Origin of the sequence: Pararcticibacter amylolyticus, from assembly GCF_003130405.1 — a bacterium.
In the GTDB taxonomy this organism is placed as follows: Bacteria; Bacteroidota; Bacteroidia; order Sphingobacteriales; family Sphingobacteriaceae; genus Arcticibacter; species Arcticibacter amylolyticus.
In genome coordinates, this window is record NZ_QEAS01000011.1 from 98442 (window position 1) to 119931 (window position 21490).

Here is a 21490-nt window from a genome sequence, read left to right on the forward strand (position 1 = left end):
TTAACCAATTAATGCTGAGATATGCATGTAAAAACAGGAAAAGGATTTGTTGATGTCAGGGAACTCTGGGCAAGTTTCCTAAAAGGTGACGAAGAAGCTTACAGTTGTCTGATGAGAAAATTCACGCGGCCACTTTTTAATTACGGGATCCGTTTTTCGAGTGACAGGGATCTGGTGAAGGATTGTATCCAGGATATTTTCTTTGATCTGTGGACTAAGAGAAGCAGGATCTCAGAAACAGCTTATGTTCAGGCTTATTTATTTAAGTCTTTAAGGCTGAGGATTATGAGAGAACGGACGAAGTGGGAGCAGACGGAGACACTGGATAACGCTCCTTTCCTGGCAGAATTCAATATAGAGACCCGGCTGATTGAAGAGCAGTCGAACCGGGAGCTAAAAGAAAGGGTGCAAAAGGTTTTTAATTCCTTGCCGCAGCGGCAAAAAGAGATTGTCTATCTGCGGTTTTATGAGAACCTGAACCACGACAGGATATGTACTGTTATGGGACTCACCAAACAATCCGTATATAACCTGCTTCAGAAAGCCCTGATTAAAATGCGCAAGGAGTGGGAGATCGTGACCCTGTTCCTGATGCTGATAAATTGGTAACCGGAAAATAATTTCAAAAAAAGAGGAAAGGGAGGGTAGTTTTTGTCTCTTTCTGTATTCTATATATTGTAAACCCTTAAAATATTTAAAATGGTTAATTACCTCACATATGAAGTGGAAGACTTCATTGTGGACGATTTTTTTATCGCCTGGGTTTTAGATGAAGATCCGCAGGCCCGCCACTTCTGGGAGGTCTGGCTTGAAGAACATCCCCATAAAAAAGGTGTGGTGATGCAGGCTTATACGATCCTGAAAGGGTTATATATCAAGCCGGAGGGATATTTGTCGGATGCGGAGATCGAAGAGATTCACGATAAAGTCAGGGAAAGGATAACAGATGCCTGCGATAATTCGGGGTTCCGGTTTTTGCTTATGAGGAGCCGTTTCTGGCTTTCAGCAGCAGCTCTGATTCTTGTGCTGCTGACCGCTGGCATTATTGTATATCTTAAACGGGATACTGCCGGATCTGTTATGACTGCCGGGAACCAGAAGCCTGTTACGCTTGTGCGGGAGAACAAGGGGCAGAAGCCCGTGCTTGTTTATTTGCCGGATCGTAGCTCTGTTGTTCTGAAGCCGGGCGGGGTACTGGAATATCCTTCCGTTTTTACAGGTAAAAGCCGGGATATCCGATTGACCGGCGACGCGTTTTTTGAAGTGACAACAGACAGCAAACGTCCTTTTATTGTACATGCCGGTGAAGTGGCTGTTAAAGTACTGGGAACCGCCTTCAGCGTGAGTTCTGCAGGAAGGGACAAGAATATTAAGGTGGTGGTGAACAGCGGTAAAGTCGCTGTTTTTGACAATGTAAAACTGTCTGCCGAAAAGAAACAGAAACATCGTCCTGTGATGCTTACAGCTAATGAGGAAGCCGTTTTTAATAGAAAAGACACAGCGATTGTGAAGCAGAAACTGGCGAAGCCACTGATATTGTCACCGGAAGTAGCCCGCAAGATGTTCAGGTTTCACAATGCTTCTTTTGCCGATGTGATAGCGAAGCTGAAAGAGGTTTACGGCGTAGAGATCCTTTTTGATGAGGAGACTATGGGCAGCTGCCCGATATCTGCCACGCTGAGCACTCAGCCTTTATATGAGAAGGTGAAAATAATATGTGAGGCCGTAAACGCCGGCTTCACCATTACTGATACAAACATCACCATTGAAGGAAAGGGATGCACACAATCCCCGGATCATAACTAACGCTAACCATAAAAACCGTAAATAATATGAACAGAGAAGAAAGTCCTTAAGATCATATAGCAGAACAGAACCGGCAAGTTCGCCGCAAGCCGGTTCTGTTTTTGGGTCCACGGATTAGTAGATACTACAGCTCCTGAAAAGCTGCCGTGGAATATATTGTCAAGTCAACAGTGTTATTAACCTAACAAGTTCAAATGTATGCAATATAATTCTATACTGCTAAAAGTCATGCGAATTTCGCTTATACAAATCTCTCTCTTTGTTACACTTGTGGGTTCTTCAATCGCCCGTGAAGGAAAGGGACAAACAGTTCTCAGTACCCGGGTAACGCTGGAAGAATCAAATACCTCCCTGGAGAAAGTTTTACTCAAGCTCGAGGAGAGGTATAATGTCAGTTTTGTTTATAGTCCTCTTCTGATCCAGGCTGAGCGGAAAGTGAATGTATCCGCGCAAAGCGCTCTCCTGACCGACATCCTGGAAAATCTGCTGGAACCTCTGGCTCTTTCCTTTAAAATTACAGGTGACGTTGTGATTATTAAGAATGCTGCAGAAAGTGCAGAAGCTTCAAAGATCATAGTATCCGGGAAAGTCACGGATGATAAGACGGGAGAAACCCTGCCCGGAGTTTCAGTAAAGCTTAAGGGCTCCAGCCGGGGGGTAGTGACCGACATGGCCGGTAAGTTCTCTATCGAGGTTCCCGGTCCGGGGGCAGTCCTGGTGTTTAGTTTCGTAGGCTTTGAAGACCAGGAGAAGGTTGTGGGGAGTTCGCCGGCGATGAATGTGGTGCTTAAGGGAAAAAGCAACAGCCTGGATGAAGTGGTGGTAGTAGGGTATGGCGTACAGAAGCGGGTGAACGTCATCGGTGCGGTGGCTTCTGTAGATGGCAAAATACTGGAGAGCAGGCCTGTTACGAACCTTTCAACTGCGCTGGCAGGGCTGGCATCCGGCGTATATGTCCGCCAGACAACCGGTCGTCCCGGTTATGATGGGGCCAGCATCCTGATCCGCGGTCTGGGAACAACTAACAGCACCAGTCCGCTTGTCGTAATAGACGGCATAGTAGGCTCTATGGATGCCGTTAATCCTAACGATGTCGAAAATATTTCCGTTTTAAAAGATGCTGCAACTGCTGCCATTTACGGCTCCCTGGCATCCAATGGGGTCATCCTGATCACAACGAAGAAAGGGACTAAGAATAAAACAACTGTACGGTATACCTCGCTGCTTTCAAAAGCTGAGCCCAACAATGTTCCCGAATTCGTTTCTGACTACGTGCGCTTAATGCAACTGGTGAATGAAGGCTACAGAAACGTAGCACAGGCTCCGGTGTATCAGCAGACAACCATGGACTTGTGGGAAAGTGCCAAAGCTAATCCTAATGGACTGAATGATATCGGAGTTCCTAATTATATAGCCTATCCCAATACAAACTGGGGAAAGGAGCTTTTCAGTGTTTCTACCCCGATGCAAAACCATAACCTGGCGCTGAATGGCGGGAATGAGACTACACAGTTCCTGATGTCCCTGAATTATATTGACAATCCCGGAACGATGATCAACACGGGAGCAGACCGGTATGGACTGAGGGTTAACCTGCAGTCGAAACTGGCGAAGTTTCTGACAGTCGGTACCCAGACATTTGGCGACAGGCAGAAATTCGGTGTGAATGATCTGGGTACAGCATTCAGCTATCTGACAGCCAGCGTGCCTGGGCTGTATCCATCCTATAACGGAAACTATGGCTTCCCGGCTGCCAAAGAGGAGTCGGCAACGGCAAATAATCCGGTCTCCTGGCTGTACAGCCAGGGCGGGGCCAACGTTCTTTCCCGGATTAATACAACCGTATTTGCGAACCTGGATATTCTGAAAGGCTTATCTTTCGAAGCCAAAGTACACTATGATAATTCGTCTACAGAGGGAACGCTGTATACCAGGCCGATCACGAAGGTAAATTTTGCAACCGGAGTTGTCGGCGCAGCTGCAGTATCCCCAAGCCAGTTGACGTCAAACTATTCCTTCTCGAAAAGCTACAATGTGATCTTCGATGATGTATTGCGTTACCGGACCGTTATTGCGAAAGATCATAATATAGGGGCTCTGATAGGTTATAATCAGCAGTACTTTAACAGCTATAATTTTAATGTGAACAAACAGGGCTTTATAGATCCCTCTATTACTACTTTGAATGCTGTAACAAATCCTCTAGGTGCCACGGGCGATGAGTTTGATTATGCCATGCGGTCTTATTTCGGCCAGATAAATTACTCGTATAAAGACCGGTATATTTTCCAGTCAGTTGCGCGCAGAGACGGGTCATCACGGTTTGCCTCCGACAGGCGATGGGGCTTTTTTCCTTCTTTTTCTGCAGGTTACAAAATCTCTTCAGAGCCCTTCATGAAGAATGTTAATAAGTATGTAGACAATCTGAAGGTAAGAGCTTCGTGGGGAAGAACAGGGAATAATGCTTCCGGCAACTACGATTACCTGGCCAGTTACAATGCCACGCCTTATTCCTTTAACGGTGCGCCGGCCATTGGAGTGGTAAGGACAAAATATGCCAACCCAGCTCTTCAGTGGGAGACAACGGAAACAACGAACCTGGGTTTGGACGGGACGGTATTCAAGAACAAGCTGACCTTCGAGTTTGACGCTTACAGGGGGCGGACTACCGGAATTCTAGCTGTGCCGCCGATTGCGCCAATCACAGGAACTGCCACTGCGCCGACGCTGAACGTGGCAGGAGTTCTGAAAAAGGGCCTTGAGCTGACGCTGTCTTATAACGGAGCAGTGGGAGGAATGAGATATAATATAAAAGGAAATGCAGCTTATAATACCAATACTGTTACACAATACATAGGAAGTACCTCCACGGGGCCAAGCCAGATCACGCAGGGCCAGCCAATTAATACAATTTACGTATTCCCGGTTTATAAGGGCAGCGGCACTTACAACAATGCTGACGGTACCGTAAATAAGGACGGAGGACCGAAGGACGGAATGATCAGGACACCGGATGATATGGCCTGGCTGCAAAATATGATGGCGGCGGGTTACATTTTTCAACCGTCGGGAGGGATTGGTAAAACCAAGATATGGTATGGCGACCTGATTTACGCAGATAAGAAGGGCGACGGTATCTATGGTAATACAGGAGATCAGGTATTTACCGGGAAATCGCCTAATCCAAAATGGAATTATGGTCTCACCGCGAACCTTGCCTATAAGGGGTTCGATATGTCTATGGTATGGGCGGCCAGCCAGGGGATGTACTACTACTGGAATGCCGTTTACCTGAACCAGTCTGTTGTGGGTCTGGGTAAAGCGATCCCCTCTATGATCGCTGATGATCATTACTATTATAACGATGCAGACCCGGCAGATCCGGCGAATAATATCAATGGCCATTATCCCCGTTTGAAAACTACGGATCCCCAGAATACTTATGCCAGCGACTTTTACCTTTATAATGCCTCTTATATTAAGCTGAAGAACCTCCAGGTTGGTTACACGTTAAAGGCGAACCAGTTAAAGAAGCTGCGCTTAAGTAACGTCAGGTTGTTCCTGGGAGGCGAGAACCTGCTGACGATTACTGATTATCCGGGTCTTGACCCCGAGATCGGGCCAAGCTTAGGATATCCGACTATGCGGCAATACACTTTAGGATTAAATGTGACTTTCTGATTTAAAAATGATATTATGAAGAAAATATTGATTTTTTCCGTGTTGGTTCTAACTGCCTGTCAGAAGGATTTACTGGACACCGAGCCTTATTCTTCTGTTCCTGCAGAAACTATGTGGACAACAGATAACCTGACAGACGTAGGCTTAACCGGAGTATATTCCGGACTGAGGTTAGGAATAGGGAATAGCAGCAATGGTATTTATAATGAAATATATGCATTAGACAGATTTAGTTCTACCAGCCAGAGCAGGTTTGACGAACCTTTGTTAAACGGCACCATCACTGCAGGAGACGGGTTATTTTCTGCCTACTGGAAGAACTTTTATGAAGGCATTCAGCGTGCGAATGATGCGATCCTGAATATCCCTCTTAAATCGCCTTCCAGTAATGAAAAAAAAGGACGTTACATTGCTGAAAGCAAGTTTATCAGGGCTTATTTCTATTCGAGATTAAACCAGCTGTTTAGGGGAGTTCCAATATACCTGGAACCTTACGGTCCTACAGGTGCAACAAAGCCGCGCTCGACAGAAGAAGAAGTATGGAACCAGGTGATTGCAGATCTTACTGACTGTATCAACGAGCCCAACTTGCCGGCAAGATATCCGCAGGGGAATGCCAATTACGGACATGTAACTAAAGGAGCGGCCTACGCTTTAAGAGGAAAAGCATATATGTATCTTAAGAAATGGGATCTGGCAGCAGCGGATTTCAGCGAGGTGAAGAAAGCAGGATATGCACTTTTCAGCAATTATGGTGCTCTTTTTACCCTCGCCAATGAGCAATGTGCAGAAATGATCTTCTCTATTCAAAACATCAGCCAGCCTAATTCCGGGGCGTCGTTCCAGGTGTTCGTGGGAAGCCGCTCGGCGCAGGGCTCAAACTGGAATTATTTCATGCCCTCACCAAACCTGGTTGATCTTTATGAGAACGCCGATGGTTCTAAATTTAACTGGGAGGATGTCTTACCGGGTTATTCGAGTCTTACCCCGGCACAGAGGGAAGTATATTTTCTGAGGGATAATTTAACAGAAAAGGAAATTGCCGCAGCTGCGGGACGCGGGGCAAAGATGAGCCTCTACCTGCCAACCGGCAACGAGGCCCGGATCAAGCAGGCTTATGCCAACCGTGATCCACGTCTGCAGGCTACTGTAATTACTCCTTATTCGAGTTTTGACGGATCTTACAGCAATACGGCAATCCCGACAACCTCCTATTTGCGCTGGCCTTACAGAGGCCAGGCGGAAGTGAACGGCGATGTGCAGTCGGATACACAAAACTTCTTTTATTACCTGTACAGGAAGTTTGTTGCTACCGGTACTTCGGAAATTATCAGCAGGGACTATGCGCCGCTCGATGCACCTCTCATACGCTATGCTGATGTACTGCTCATGTGGGCTGAGGCGCTGAATGAGCAGGGGCAGACTTCAGAGGCCATTAACCTGGTGAATGAGGTGAGGGCAAGAGCCGGCGTTGCACTTTTAAACTCGAATGCGGCCACTACCGTAACCGGGCAGGATGACCTGAGAGTGCGCATCCGTAATGAGAGGAGAGTAGAGCTGCCGCTGGAAGGAGTTTCCTACTTTGACGAGCTGAGGTGGGGAACATGGAAAGATGCTGTTTTCTTTACGGGTAACGGACGAAAACAGATATGGGGAGGCAACGTTGCGGCCTATTCGTTCAAGGCAGATTATATCTACACATGGCCAATCCCACTCGGCGACATTATTATGAATCCGGACCTCGAACAGAATCCGGGCTGGATTAATTAAACTCTGTACGCCACACAAACACACACTTAGATAAAAATGCAAAGACGATCATTTGTAAAGGCCATCCCCCTGGCGGGAGGCTTAACTATGGCTAAGCTGTCTTTTGCCGGGCTTACTGACAGAGAAAAGGAGACGAAAGCAATAAAAGAAGGGAATGACCGGGAATACTGGTCGTCCCTCCTTTATAAAATCAGCGCCCCCGTATTGCAGAATCTTAGCCGGAATACGCTCAAAAAGGAGATGCCCCTGGAGAAAGCACCGGGCTATTCCCTGAAAGCGGAGAAAGTAAGCCACCTGGAAGCCTTTGGAAGAACTATCTGCGGGATAGCGCCCTGGCTGGCTCTGCCTGATCGGGATTCACCAGAGGGAAGGAAGCGGGAACAACTCCTTCAATGGTACCTGGAGGGGATGGCTAATGCTGTAAATCCTTCTTCTCCCGATTACCTGAATTTCAGATCGGAAGCCCAGCCTCTTGTAGATGCCGCTCATTTATGCCAGGGATTACTGAGGGCGTACGATGTGCTCTGGAAACCTTTGGATGAAATTACAAAAAAACGTTTTCTGCTTGAACTGAAGCAGCTCCGGCGCATTATGCCGGCTTATAACAACTGGGTATTGTTTGCTGCGATGGTGGAAGCTTTCCTGCTGGTTGCCGGGGACGAGTATGAACCTTACCGGATCATGATCGGCATACGCAAAACGCAGGAATGGTATAAAGGGGATGGCTGGTATGCCGACGGACCTGACTTCGCACTGGATTATTATAACAGCTACGTCATTCATTCTATGCTGACAGATCTGCTTAAGGTTGCCAGCGACAGGGGCCTTGCCGGCCGGGAAGACCTGGATCTGGCAATAAAGAGGATGCAGCGTTATGCTGTTCTGCTCGAAAGACTGATATCACCGGAAGGAACCTATCCTGCAATAGGGCGGTCAATGCCTTACCGCACCGCTGCCTTTCAGCCACTGGGTCACCTTGCATTGCTGCATAAGCTTCCCGATGAATTGCCGGGAGCACAGGTGAGAAGCGCCGTCACTGCTGTTATGAAAAGAACATTTGAACAGGACGGGACATTTGACCCTAAAGGCTGGCTTAAAATAGGTGTCTGCGGCTCTCAATGGGCTGTGGCTGACTCTTATACTTCAACGGGAAGCCTCTATATCTGCACGGAAGGTTTTCTCGCCCTGGGCCTCCCGGAAGATGATCCGGTCTGGACAGAACCGGGGAGGGAATGGACTTCACAACTGGTATGGTCGGGAAAGCCGGTAAAAAATGATCACGCTGCACATTATTGATTATGAGTATAAAACCTTTCTTACTTTTTGGAGCAATATTGCTCGCTGTTCAGCCCTCAATGGCAGGGCCGGATAGTACGAATATTATCAAATCCGGTTTTTCTGAAGCAGAAAAACAATATACGCAGATGCTTGCGACCGCTACAGATCTCAGCCTGTACCCGCGCTCGGCAGATCCGAACGGGAAGACAACCTTTACGACGATAGGAGACTGGACGGGCGGTTTCTGGCCGGGGTGCCTGTGGTATGTGTATGAATATACAAAAGATGAAAAATGGAAGGCTGCTGCAACGAAATGGACAGAGTCGCTGGAGAAGAATCAATACAATACTTCTCACCATGATATCGGGTTTATGATGAATTGCAGTTACGGGAATGCCTACAGGATCACCGGGAATGAAGCGTATAAGAAGATCCTGGTTCAGAGCGCGAAATCACTCGTTACACGCTTTAATCCGAAAGTGGGGGCTATAAAATCCTGGAATACTTTTAAGTCATGGGGAGGGAAAGCTGTATACCAGTATCCCGTGATCATTGACAATATGATGAACCTTGAACTGTTATTCCTCGCCTCGAAGTTTTCGGGCGATCAAAGTTTCAGGGATATTGCAATAAAACATGCTGAAACTACCCTTAAAAATCATTACCGGCCCGACTACAGCTCTTACCACGTGGTAAACTACGATGAAAATACCGGAGAAGTCCTGAGCAGAGAGACGGCGCAGGGCTTTTCTGATAATTCGGCATGGGCACGTGGGCAGGCCTGGGGCTTATACGGGTTTACGCAGGTGTTCAGGGAAACCCGCCAGAAAAAGTTTCTCGACGCTGCGGTAAAGATGGCTGAATTTTACATCCATAACAAGAACCTGCCTGCCGACAAGGTGCCTTACTGGGATTTTAATGTTGATCAGAAAGGGTATAATCCTAACTGGAGGTATGAGCCTTCAAAATTCAGGGAAGTCCCGAGAGATGCCTCTGCTGCGGCTATCACCGCCTCTGCTCTCCTCGAACTGAGTACGTATGTCAGGGGAAAACAGAAAGCTGTTTTTTACAGTACAGCGAAAACGATCCTGGGCTCTCTGACGTCAGACAGGTATACTGCTCAGCCGGGTTCTAACGGTTATTTCATCCTGAAACATAGCGTTGGCAGCATCCCGCACGGGGGGGAGATAGATGTGCCGCTGGTGTATGCTGATTATTATTATCTCGAGGCTTTACTGCGTCTTTCGGGCGCTAATCATTTTTGATAAGCTTATTTAAATTATGAACCGATATTTTTCTGCCTTTTTAAGCTTTTGTTTGTTGTCATTCTGCATGACGATCTGTACACCTTTATTTGGACAGGCTGACCCTATGAGCGAATGGCAAAAAATGAATGCGTCAAAAAAAGAGGCGCTGAAAGAATTTCAGGATCTGAAGTTCGGAATGTTTATTCACTGGGGGCTGTATTCCATACCCGCCGGTACCTGGAAAGGGAAAAAGATGGAAGAGATGAAGGGACCGGGAGTTGCAGAATGGATCCAGCTGGCGGCGCAGATCCCGCGGAAGGAGTATGCTGCGCTGGCGGACCAGTTTAATCCAACTTCCTTTAATGCTGATGAGATCGCCAGGATGGCCAGGGATGCAGGAATGAAATACCTGGTCATCACAGCTAAACATCACGAGGGGTTCGCGATGTATAAATCGGATGTCAGCAGTTTCAATATAGTGGACGCTACGCCTTTCAAACGGGACGCAGTTGCCGAACTGGTGAAGGCGTGCCGCAAATATGGTGTCCGCTTCGGGGTTTATTATTCACACAATATTGACTGGGCAGACGGAGCGGACGCACAGTATAAAGAGACGAAAGAAGCCAATGACCGGCTCGGTAAACCAACCAGTACCTTTGGTGCAAACTTGTGGGATCCGAGTCCCAATACCTACCAGGAATACCTCGATGAGAAATCTGTTCCCCAGGTAAAGGAATTGCTGACCAAATATCCGGAGATCCGTTATATGTGGTTTGATATGCCTGAGTTAATCAGGAAAGAACAGAGTTTTCGCTTTTACAAAACAGTGTATGATATTAATCCCAGGGTGATCGTTGCCGAAAGGATCGGCAATAAGATGGGAGATTACGCTATTCCGGGAGATAACCAGATCCCTGACGATAAGAAGTATAATATGCCCTGGGAAACGGTCGGTACTTTTAATAATTCCTGGGGATATAAATCCTACGATCATGACTGGAAAAGTGCACAGGAACTGTTGTACTGGCTTCTTCAGATTGTAAGCAAGGGGGGAAACTACATGCTTAACATTGGTCCGCGCGGCGATGGTTCGGTTCCAGAACCGGTAGTGAAGAACCTCAAAGAGATCGGTGACTGGATGAAAGTGAATCAGGATGCGATCTATGGTTCTTCCGCATGGAAGGTGAGTCATGAAGGTCCCTCCGATTACAAAATAACGGATACAGAACAGCGTGAGCGGGACGGCTTTAAGGCGTCCATAACACCGGAGGATTTCTGGTTCACTCAAAAGGACGGAGCGGTATATGCAATCGCCCTGAAGTCGCCCGCCAATGGCCAGGCTTTTATCAAATCATTACATAAAGCGAATGGAATAGTGAAAAAGGTGGAGATGGGAAAAGCGGGTATAAAGTTCAGCCAGGGGCCGGACGGACTGCGTGTTTTTCTGCCTGCCGGAGTAAAGGACTCACCTCACGGATACTCGCTGAAGGTCGTGATGGATTAGAAATTTATTTTATTACTCATTACATGTTTTACGATGTTACATGCTGATCGCAGGACTACCTCCTGCAGAATAATCTTTATTGGGGCACTACTGATCTTATCCCTGTTAAAAATTGGCGTTAGCCAAACGCTGGCGGGCTTTTCTGTCCTTCAGGAAAGAAATGGCCTGCCGGCATTTTTCGCGAAGCTCGGCAAGGGCTCCCCTGTTACGATATGTTATCTCGGAGGCAGCATCACTGAGGCAGCGGGCTACCGTGTAAAGACGGAGCAGTATTTCAGAAAGAAGTATCCGAAGTCGTCTATCTCTGTGTATAATGCCGGGGTGGGGGGCACAGGCTCTTCTCTCGGAGCTTTCAGGCTGCAGGAGGAGGTTCTTTCCCATCATCCCGACCTGGTATTTGTTGAATTTGCTGTGAACGATGCTGCCAGCGATTCTCTCCTGGTTTGCAACGCTATAGAGGGAATTGTGAGGCAGATAAAGAAGCAGAACCTGAAGACGGATATCTGTTTTTTGTATACGATTCATGATCAGATGACGGGGGCTTATAATAAGGGTGAGCTATATCGTTCTGTGCGGTTCATTGAACGTGTTGCAGACTACTATAAGCTGCCGTCTGTTAACCTTGGGATCGACGTCCTGAAAGAGGTCAATCAGGGCAAGCTGATTTTCCGGGGGACAAAAGAGGATGAGGCAGCCGGCAGAGCTGTTTTTTCATTTGACGGCACACATCCGGGCGACCTGGGGCATGAGATTTACACAAAGACCATTGTGGGGGCATTCGAAAATATGAAGAGCGGCAAAGAAATGAAAAAGATGCCTCAGCCATTGTATTCCGGTAACTTCGGGGTAACGAGGGTGCTTTCGCCGGATGAGGTGCAAAGAACTGCGGGATGGGAGCAGGCTTCCTGGGATGGCTATCTGAAGCCTTTTCAGAAGGCCTATCCCGGATTGATCTGTACTGCGCACACCAGTGACAGTGTTGTCGTCCGTTTTTCAGGGACTTATTTTGGTTTTTGTGATATTATCGGGCCGTCTGCGACGCCATCGGTAGTCGTAAATATTGACGGGCAACCAGACATCAGGACGAGGTTCGACAGCTACGGGTATTTTTACAGAAGGAGCTATTGCCTGATTGGGCCATTGAAGGATGGAGAGCATGTGGTGATCCTGAAGAAGGGGACAATGACGACAGACAAGCAGAAAATGGTCAACTATCATGAAACCAGGGAAGATCCTGCGGATTACAGGAAGGGCCTGTTTTTCCTGGGTAAACTGATGATCATTGGAAAACTTTTATAAGAAAAGACATGGGGCTTGACATTCGTATCCGGTATATTGTCGTTTTGATCTACCTTATCCCGGCTTTCTTTATATCTCCTGCTTATTGTTATGAGCACCCGGGGGGAATGCATCCCCGTGCGCAGATTAATTTTGTAAGACAGCAGGTTCGCCTGAAAAGGGAGCCCTGGCTTTCTGCTTTCAATCAATTAAAAGTTCAGGCTGATTCAGCATTAATAGCCGGGCATCATGCTCTCGAAGACTTTCATATCCCCGGTTTTTATTTTGATAAGGAAGGGCACCGCAGGAATTCTGAAGCTCTGAATTCGGATGGTTTTCACGCTTACAGCTGTGCACTGGCCTGGCAGCTTACGGGGAGTAAAAAGTACGGAGATAAGGCCATCATGCTGTTAAATGCATGGGCTTCCATAAATAAAAAATACTCTGAAGCGGACGGCCCGCTTGTGATGACCTATATGGGTGCCTCTTTGGTTATTGCGGCTGAATTAATGAGGAATTATTCTGAATGGAAAAGTAAGGACCGTGAACAGTTTAAGCGCTGGCTTGAATCTGTTTACCGGAAGGCGGCCTGTTCCATCAGTTCGAGGAAGAACAACTGGGGCGACTGGGGACTGTATGGGGCGATGCTTGCTGATTATTACCTGGATAATTCTCCCGCCATTGCTCAGCATATCCGGCAGCTGAAAATGGACCTTCCTGCGAAAATTGCTGATGACGGGCACCTGACGGAGGAGGTGAAGAGGGAAGCGAACGGGATCTGGTATACCTACTTTTCTTTAACCCCTGTTACGGGTGCATTTTGGATAGCTTATAATGCAACAGGAGAAAATCTGTTCTTCTCCGGTGAAGGTAAATCTGTAAAAAAGGCGCTTGACTATCTTCTCTACTATAATCAGCATCCGCAGAAATGGCCCTGGTACCCGTCGCCGAGACAGGGAAAGCCGGAGGATGCCAGATCATTCTGGCCGGCGAACCTGATCGAGGCTATGTCGGGGCTTTATAAAGATGAGGCCTATGAAACGTATGTTGAAGGATACCGGCCGCTGATGTTTGCTGCGCGACATTATGTCTGGACTTATCCTACCCTGATGTCTGTGAAAATCGGGGATTACGAAAAATAGTTTCTCCTTATATTCGCAAATCTGTACTTTGAGTACGGATTTAACGAACAGATTTTGATGAAGACGCTTGCAGAAAAGGACACGCCGGGAGAGGAAAATGTATATGGAGAGCTCACCGGTCATATCCGTCGTGTAACCGGAATAGAGGAAGATGAAGCACGGACTTTTGCCGTTATGTTCCGGGAGAAGAATATTCGGAAGCGGCAGTTTGTGGTTCAGCCCGATTTTCCGGTACCCCACCGGTACTATGTGAAAAAAGGCGCTTTGCGGTCGTATGTTGTGACGGAGGACGGCCAGGAGCATACGATTGCTTTTGCGATAGAAGACTGGTGGATCACCGATTATAATGCTTATCTGTACCGGCAGAATGCCACGATGTTTGTCACTGCCCTGGAAGATAGTGTGGTGATGCAACTGGATTATGAGAGCGAACAAAAGCTCAAGGACCTGAATCCTGCTTTTGACAGGTTCTTTCGGATAGCGGCTGAAAGAGGGCTTGCTTACCAGCAAAGGCGGGTGATCGCTAATCTGACCTTATCAGCTGAACAGCGTTATCTGCAGTTTGTCAGACAGTATCCTGCGCTGGTGCAGAGGGTGCCGCAGTATGCACTCGCATCTTTCCTGGGAATGACAACCGAATACTTATCTAAATTGAGGAAGAAGGCGGTCTCCGCTGATAAATAAAGAATTTAGTTGAACCAGTTCAACTAAATTTCCTGAACCAGTTCAATAGCCGCGGGAATTCCATTCCTGATCTTTGTATTGCAGCGTTAATGTAATGAAGACCCTGGCACAAGCGCAGCGCCAGTCTCTTAACAAGATCAGAAGATATGAAAACTTACGAAAAACCCCGGTTAACTCCCACTCTATTATGGCTCATGACTGTTGCTTCGGGCCTGATCGTTGCGAATAATTATTATAACCAGCCCCTGCTGGGACTCATTGCCCGTGATTTCGGAGTAACGGCTCAGGCAGTAAGCAGGATTGCGATGCTGACTCAGATAGGCTATGCGGCAGGATTGCTGGTGATTGTTCCATTAGGCGATTTGCTGCCCCGTAAACGATTGATAGTGGCCGATTTCGTCTTAATCGCTGCTTCGTCGGCAGGGATGGCGTTGAGCAACTCTTTATATATGGCTTATGCATTTAGCTTTTTAATTGGCTTTACCTCTGTCATTCCGCAGATCTTCGTGCCGATGGCAGCGGGACTTGCAGAGCCGAAAAACCGCACGAAGACCATTGGCTTTGTGATGAGCGGCTTACTTCTCGGAATTCTTGGATCGAGGATCTTCAGTGGTTTCATTGGTAATCTCATGGGATGGAGAAGTGTTTTCCTTATAGCTGCCGGCATGGTGCTGGTATTGCTCCTGCTTATTATCCGGAAGCTGCCGGAAGTGCTGCCCGAATATAAGGGGACTTATGGTAAATTGATGGGATCTGTTATACGTTTTGCCAGAACAGAGCCGGCATTGCAGATAGCTGCTCTCAGAGGGGCTCTATTGTTTGCGTCCTTCAGTACCTTCTGGACAGCGCTTGTATTTCATCTGAGCAAGCCTCCCTTTAATGCAGGCAGTTCCATTGCCGGAGCTTTTGGGCTGGCCGGAATGCTCGGTGCCCTGATGGCGGTATACGTGGGGAAAACAGCCGGAAAGATACCGTATTCACGCCTGATGATAGGCCTGATACTGGTTTTCCTTGCAGCCTGGGGTGTTTTCCTGGTCGGGGGCACTACTTACATGGGTTTGATTGCCGGAGTGGTGGTGCTCGATGTGGCCATGCAGGCCATTCACGTGATGAATCAGTCATCTATTTTCTCCCTTCATCCGGAGGCTAATAACAGGATCAATACCGTATACATGACGTCTTACTTTATCGGAGGGGCAGCCGGGACCTATGTTTCGGGCGTTGCATGGCAGAACTGGGGATGGCACGGAGTGGTTTTAACGGGTGCAGGGCTGGCATTACTCGCGATGATCGCGCACTGGAGTAAGAGAGGAATTTATAACAAAGCCTTAGCCTGATATTCTGGCCTGGTTTTTGGAAGTATATGATCATAAAGACATCAGTTTGCCCGTTGAAACGAAGATGACGGGTGTCAGTTCGTCGTAGTGGCTGTAAGGGGCGGTGCACTTTCCACCCGTTCGTGTACTGCAAAAACCTACGCCGGCGCAGCGGGTCTGCGGAAACCGGTCAGCTACGCGTCGATTTGGCGGGCATGTTACAATGAAGGGGCTTAAAAGGCCCCTTTATTGTTGCTGATAATGATCAGGTGTTGTTTATTGAGGAAAATCTTTGTGTGTGTTCAATAGTCTTTACGTAAGATGTTCTGAAAACGCGACAAGCTATTTCCTGCTGCCTGCCATTTCAATGAATCGTTGTGATTCTTTTTTAGCACGTTCGCAGCAGTCCTCCAGGGCAAGCCCCTGCATATAATTAGAAGAAATGAAAACCGGCTTATCTTTTATGTAGTGATCTATTTCTTTCAGAAGCTGCAACTGACCTATTTTTACAGAGGGCATTTTCGCAGTTCGCTGAAGAACCAATGTGAGACCGGGTTTGGGGACACCGGTAACTCTGCTGATAATATGCAGTTTTTCTTCAACCGCATATTTTAAACCTTCGAAATGAAAAAGCCAGTAGCTGTGCTCAATCCCTTCATTGTATAGTGCTGAAAAAAAGGGCTGGCGGATACCGATGATGTTCTTTCTGGTTACTGTTTTTTCCTTTCCGGTTCTAACAAGAATGGAGTCAACATGTACTGTTTCAATGTCTGAAAGCATAGCTGCCAGTGCGGGGTCGAATCCCCCGCTAAGCTCCGCTGCTGAGCATGGCGGGCATGCCAGGCAGATAAATGGTGCATGTGTGGTGTGCTTTTCGTCGTCTATCCTGAACAGAGTACCTTCCCGGCTTATGGCCTTTACTCTCGCGTCAGGATGCATGTTTATTAAAGCATTGCCGGCAATTGTATCCAGAAGCCCCTCTATCCCCGTTCTTAAGGTGAAGGATCTTGTATAAGTCTTGTTGCGCTGACGTTTTCGGAAAAGAAGCTCAGCCGGATAATTATCTGCGGGCTGGCACAATACAGCCTGAAATGCGTGACTAAACAAGTCCTGGTAATTCCGCCGTCCCAGGATCTCCGAATAGTATTCGCTGACTGTCTTTCCTGCCTTTTGACTGTTAAACAGGCGGGGCAGATGGGCGGCTATTTCGAGCCAGTGTAAGCCTTTAGTTAAAGATTTCATTTGCCCGTCATATTTGGCAAAACGGAGCTTCCCTTTAGGGATGACCTGATTTTGAAGCTGGTAGTCTTCAATGATCCCTATAATATGCTGATAGCTATTGTAAAGTGTATGGGCCCCGGCTTCAACGTTCAATTCCGGGTCCGCATGATATGTCGCGATACATGCATCACGCCGCCCGGCGTCAAAGACCGTTACCGGATAATAATTTTTCGTACAATAGTGGCTAAACGCAAGGCCGCTGATACCTCCGCCGATCACACAGATCATTTCGTTCATTTGATTTAAGTTAGCCTGACAAGATTATGAAATTTACAGAGCTCAACTGTGGGCGGAGTGTCAAATAGGCTGATTAGATCATTTTTAAATAGCCGGGTTTCTGTACAGATGAAGGCTTTAAGTGGAACAGCCCGAATCCGTCACATTTTTCAGGGCACTCATCACATTCATTATAGCAGGAGCATTGGCTGATCTATCATTGTCTGCAATAAAAATAAAACAGATATGATTACGGTTACCCATGTTAAAAAACAGCTCCTGGTACTTTTGTTGTCGGGATGTGCGCTCCTTTCCCGGGCGCAGAACCAGAATAGCACTCATGGTGAATATGGAATCAAGGGTGTGGTAATTGATTCGGCCTCCGGCCAACCGCTCGGATATGTGACAGTCAGTTTAAGCAGGGGAAATGAAGGTGTGCGGAAGACGGTGCTAAGCGGTACTGATGGTCGTTTTGGTTTCTCCGGCCTGGTGTCCGGTACATATTCGCTTACAATGATGCTGGTAGGCCATCAACGGAAAAAGCTGGAAATAAAGGTTGATAAAGATGATGCGGGAACTAAAAATATTGGTACTGTGCTTTTAGGTCATTCCAATAATGATTTAAAGGAAGTAGTAGTTTCTGCGGAGAGACCTGTTATAAAGCAGGAGATAGATCGTTTAAGTTATGACCTGGAAGCTGATCCTGACAGCAAAGGGAGTAATGTGCTGGAAATGATGCGCAAAGTTCCGATGCTGTCTGTTGACGCTGAGGATAACATCCTGTTAAAAGGAGACCGGAATTATAAAATCCTCCTGAACGGAAAGCCTTCGGGCATGCTGGAGAGAAGCCCGAAAGAAATTCTTAAAAGTATGCCAGCGTCCTCTATCGTGAGGATTGAAGTGATTACCACGCCGCCTGCAAAATATGACGGAGAAGGATTAACCGGCATCATCAATATTATTACTAATAAAAGAATCGATAACGGGTATAATGGATCGCTGAATGTAAATGGCCGTTTCCCTGCCAATGGACCGGGTACGGGAGGATCTTTAAACTTAAAATCGGGAAAGCTTGGATTAGGAATTAACGGCGGCGGGAACGTGTCTGATGTTCCGGCAGTTGGCAGCTCCCGTTTCCGTGAAACTTTTGGAGGAAGTCCGACGATGCTTGTCCAGTCAGTCTCACAGGAGTCAAATGGTAACAGCGGCTATTTTAACACTGAATTAAGCTTCGAAATCGATTCTCTTAATCTTATCTCCGGCCAGTTCAATATTAACGGGAATAAGTGGAATAACGACAATCTGCAATATTCAGAACTACAGGGAGCTGATCTGATGATTCAACGGTATAATTTAGTTAATGACTATCTGCGCAAGGGCAGGGGTAGCGATGCCGGGCTGAATTATCAAATGGGATTTAAGTCGGATAAAAACAGGCTTCTGACATTCTCATACCGTTATTACGGTTTTGTAAACACCGGCTCCAATAATATAAGTATCTATGAAGCTGTTAACTTTTATGATCCTGAATACAGGCAAAAAAATGAAGGACGGTTTTCTGAACAAACCTTACAAGCCGACTATGTGCATCCTTTTAAAAAAATAACTATCGAGACAGGAATAAAGGCAATTTTCAGAAACAATAAGAGTGATTTCGGATACGATTCTTTCGATGCGGATCAGGGTATTTTTGTGAGGGATCCGGCGAGAACAAATGTTTTTAAGAACACCCAGAATATTTACAGCTTTTATAATACATACCAGTATACTATCGGAGGCTGGGGCTTTAAGGCTGGTTTCCGGGTTGAAAAGACTGTGATTGATGCTGATTTCGTTTCTGCGGCTACGCAGTTAAACCGGGACTATACCAGTCTGATCCCCTCTGTTTCTGTTAACCGGAAACTGACAGATAACAGCAATTTGAATTTTGGATACACCACCCGCATTCAGCGGCCGGGGATAGATTTACTGAACCCCTTTACAGATCGTTCCAATCCTAATTTCGAGTCGAGCGGAAATCCCGCTCTGCGTACTGCATCTGTAGATATGTTCCAGCTAAATTACAGTACTTTCAAAAAAGGGAACCTGAATATTGGCCTGCTGCTGGGATTTTTCGACGATCTGGTGATGCCGATGTCGTATTTTGATCCTGAAACAAACATTAGCTATACAAGCTACGGAAATACCGGAAGCGCCCGGATGACGGGAATGGAATTTGCCTTTAGCTATCCTTTAACAAAGAAATGGAAATACAGCCTCAACGCCAATTTTGGTTATGGTAAAGTAAATGGCGTGGTAAACGGAGAGAAGGTTTCCAACAAGGGGCTAATGCCCTCCATTTTTTCATCTACCGATTACAAGATGGATAAAGGATGGCGCTTCAGTGCAAATGTGTCGTATTATGGGCGGGGTATTACCTTACAGGGCAGGTCAAACGGAATTGTTGGTTCTGGTTTTAGTGTAAACCGTGAGGTGGTCAAAGATAAGCTCACGTTCTCGCTGGCCGCGAATAACCTGTTTACTAAATACCGGGAGTCGGAGAACCGGACCACAGGAACTGATTTTATCCAGCAGAGCAATAACAGGAGCTATTTCAGATCATTTTCGGCAAGTCTTGATTACCGGTTTGGCAAGCTGAAAGAAAGCATTAAAAAGAGCAGAAGGGGAATAAGAAATGACGATGTGGCCGGCGGAGGGAACTAGGCAGCGAACAGAACAGTATTTTGTGTATAATTGATTAATGGAATGAAAGAGTTTATAAGTAAATCAGTAAATCTTGCTAAGATTGAGTTTTGGGCTGCGACCACCACTTTCGTGTTCTCTGTGTTCTTCCTTACGGCCAATGCCGTGAAGAGTGAAAGTTCGGATGTATGGACGAGTTCCCGCTACCTGTTTCAGGAAGCCCGGATCCCGTTTAACTATACACAGGATTATTTCTTCCCCCAGATTGTAAGATATACCCTTTTTTACCTGTCGTTCCTGCTTCTTAACTTTCGTGTCGTACCCGATCTGGTGAAGAAGCAGAAGCTGGTCCAGAATATTCTTCTCGTGCTGCTTTCCTTCCTGATCATAGGATTTGTGTTAGGGGTAACAGATACATACCTGAAAAATTATATGTTCATCCGGTACAAAACAGAACAGGAAGCATTTAACTACTTTTTCCAAAACAGTTTCGTTCTTGCCGCCTGGATGATCCTGATGTACGGGCTCTATTCCGTCATAAAGTATACGGGTGTTTACCTGATCCTTAATTCTGAAACCATCCAGTCGAAGTACCAGATGGTAACATCTGATGGAATTGCTGCATTCGTAGTGTGGATGGTTATCACTCTTCTTATGCTGCTTACTGATGTTAATGAGATATTTCTTTATGGCTGGGTGATCGTTATTCCGATCTCTATTTTTATATACTGGTTTTCCTTCTATGCTTATATTCCCCAGAACCTGAACCGGAAAAGGCCCTTTTGGGCATACTTTGGGTCTGTATTATGGGTTGTTTTAATTAGTGCAGTTATTCTTGCATTTTTGGCATTTGCGTTCATTGGCGGCAGGGCTGTTGCAATCATTTTATTTAATTCGGTATTTCAATTGCTGATCACTGCGCCAGTGAGCTGGGAGTTGTATAAGCGCAGGCAAAAGGGGAATGAGGAAATGAGGAACCTGAGAACGGCATTGGGACAGTCAGATGCTAACCTGGGTTTCCTGAGGTCGCAGATCAATCCGCATTTCCTGTTTAATGCTTTAAATACTATTTACGGCACAGCGCTTCAGGAAGGGGCGTCGCGTACCAGTGAAGGTGTTGAGCGGCTGGGAGATATGATGCGCTTTATGCTTCAGGAAAATGTACAGGAAAAGATCTCGCTGACCCGCGAGATTGACTACCTCAATAACTATATCATTCTCCAGCGGCTGAGAACGGACACCAGTCCGGATGTAAAGATTATTACCGATATAGATGAATCCATTAATAATCTTCAGATCTCACCCATGTTGCTGATCCCCTTTGTTGAAAATGCCTTTAAACATGGGATCAGTTTACGTCAGCCCTCCCATATAAAGGTTAGTCTGCATATCAAAAACAGTACGGTCTATTTTGATGTCAATAATAGTGTTCATGTTAAACCGGATAATGATCCGGAGAAAGACAGGAACGGAATTGGCCTGGAAAATGTCAAACAACGTTTACAATTATTATATCCAAGAAAACACGATCTGATGATCAGGGAAACAGCTAAAGAATTTTTTATACATCTGACGATATTGCTGGAATAGGGTTATTGGCTGTTG

14 protein-coding genes are annotated in these 21490 nt (G+C 46.6%); 13 read left to right on the forward strand and 1 reads right to left on the reverse strand.

Annotation, left to right across the window (positions count from 1 at the left end):
* Nucleotides 1–21: 21 nt before the first annotated feature.
* The 11 genes from DDR33_RS14200 to DDR33_RS14250 all read left to right on the forward strand — a co-directional run bounded on the left by DDR33_RS14200 (nt 22) and on the right by DDR33_RS14250 (nt 15727).
* The gene (locus DDR33_RS14200) at nt 22–609 is read left to right on the forward strand and encodes an RNA polymerase sigma factor (protein ID WP_109416467.1); all 588 of its coding nucleotides are present in this window, start codon (nt 22–24) and stop codon (nt 607–609) included.
* A gap of 90 nt (nt 610–699) precedes the next feature.
* Nucleotides 700–1806: a FecR family protein gene (locus DDR33_RS14205; protein ID WP_109416468.1), complete on the forward strand. Its 1107-nt coding sequence runs from the start codon at nt 700–702 to the stop codon at nt 1804–1806.
* Nucleotides 1807–2034: 228 nt separating this feature from the next.
* Entirely contained in the window at nt 2035–5487 is a 3453-nt protein-coding gene (locus tag DDR33_RS14210) for a SusC/RagA family TonB-linked outer membrane protein (RefSeq protein WP_158280754.1), read from the forward strand.
* 15 nt (nt 5488–5502) lie between these two features.
* Nucleotides 5503–7257, forward strand: a complete 1755-nt coding sequence (locus tag DDR33_RS14215; RefSeq protein WP_109416470.1) for a RagB/SusD family nutrient uptake outer membrane protein — start codon at nt 5503–5505, stop codon at nt 7255–7257.
* 36 nt (nt 7258–7293) lie between these two features.
* On the forward strand, nt 7294–8553 hold the full coding sequence (locus tag DDR33_RS14220) for a DUF2264 domain-containing protein (protein WP_109416471.1): 1260 nt from the start codon (nt 7294–7296) through the stop codon (nt 8551–8553).
* A gap of 2 nt (nt 8554–8555) precedes the next feature.
* Complete coding sequence (locus DDR33_RS14225; RefSeq protein ID WP_109416472.1) at nt 8556–9800, forward strand: glycoside hydrolase family 88 protein; 1245 nt, start codon at nt 8556–8558, stop codon at nt 9798–9800.
* Between the two features lie 16 nt (nt 9801–9816).
* Nucleotides 9817–11286: an alpha-L-fucosidase gene (locus tag DDR33_RS14230; protein ID WP_109416473.1), complete on the forward strand. Its 1470-nt coding sequence runs from the start codon at nt 9817–9819 to the stop codon at nt 11284–11286.
* A gap of 33 nt (nt 11287–11319) precedes the next feature.
* Entirely contained in the window at nt 11320–12585 is a 1266-nt protein-coding gene (locus DDR33_RS14235; protein WP_109416474.1) for an SGNH/GDSL hydrolase family protein, read from the forward strand.
* Nucleotides 12586–12593: 8 nt separating this feature from the next.
* Complete coding sequence (locus DDR33_RS14240; protein ID WP_109416475.1) at nt 12594–13706, forward strand: alginate lyase family protein; 1113 nt, start codon at nt 12594–12596, stop codon at nt 13704–13706.
* 57 nt (nt 13707–13763) lie between these two features.
* Nucleotides 13764–14390, forward strand: a complete 627-nt coding sequence (locus DDR33_RS14245; protein WP_238387804.1) for a Crp/Fnr family transcriptional regulator — start codon at nt 13764–13766, stop codon at nt 14388–14390.
* Between the two features lie 146 nt (nt 14391–14536).
* The gene (locus tag DDR33_RS14250; protein ID WP_109416476.1) at nt 14537–15727 is read left to right on the forward strand and encodes an MFS transporter; all 1191 of its coding nucleotides are present in this window, start codon (nt 14537–14539) and stop codon (nt 15725–15727) included.
* A 321-nt stretch (nt 15728–16048) separates the two neighbouring features.
* Here DDR33_RS14250 and DDR33_RS14255 read toward each other — a convergent pair whose 3' ends face one another.
* A complete protein-coding gene (locus DDR33_RS14255) occupies nt 16049–17224 on the reverse strand; it encodes an NAD(P)-binding protein (RefSeq protein ID WP_109416477.1) in 1176 nt (391 codons plus the stop codon).
* Between the two features lie 225 nt (nt 17225–17449).
* Between DDR33_RS14255 and DDR33_RS14260 the strand changes: the two genes are divergently transcribed.
* Both DDR33_RS14260 and DDR33_RS14265 read left to right on the forward strand, forming a co-directional pair.
* Nucleotides 17450–19906 carry an outer membrane beta-barrel family protein gene (locus DDR33_RS14260; protein ID WP_109416478.1) on the forward strand — a complete coding sequence of 819 codons (2457 nt, stop codon included), beginning with the start codon at nt 17450–17452 and terminating at the stop codon, nt 19904–19906.
* Nucleotides 19907–19948: 42 nt separating this feature from the next.
* Nucleotides 19949–21475 (forward strand): sensor histidine kinase, encoded by a 1527-nt coding sequence (locus DDR33_RS14265; protein WP_109416479.1) that lies wholly within the window; start codon nt 19949–19951, stop codon nt 21473–21475.
* Nucleotides 21476–21490 lie beyond the last annotated feature (15 nt).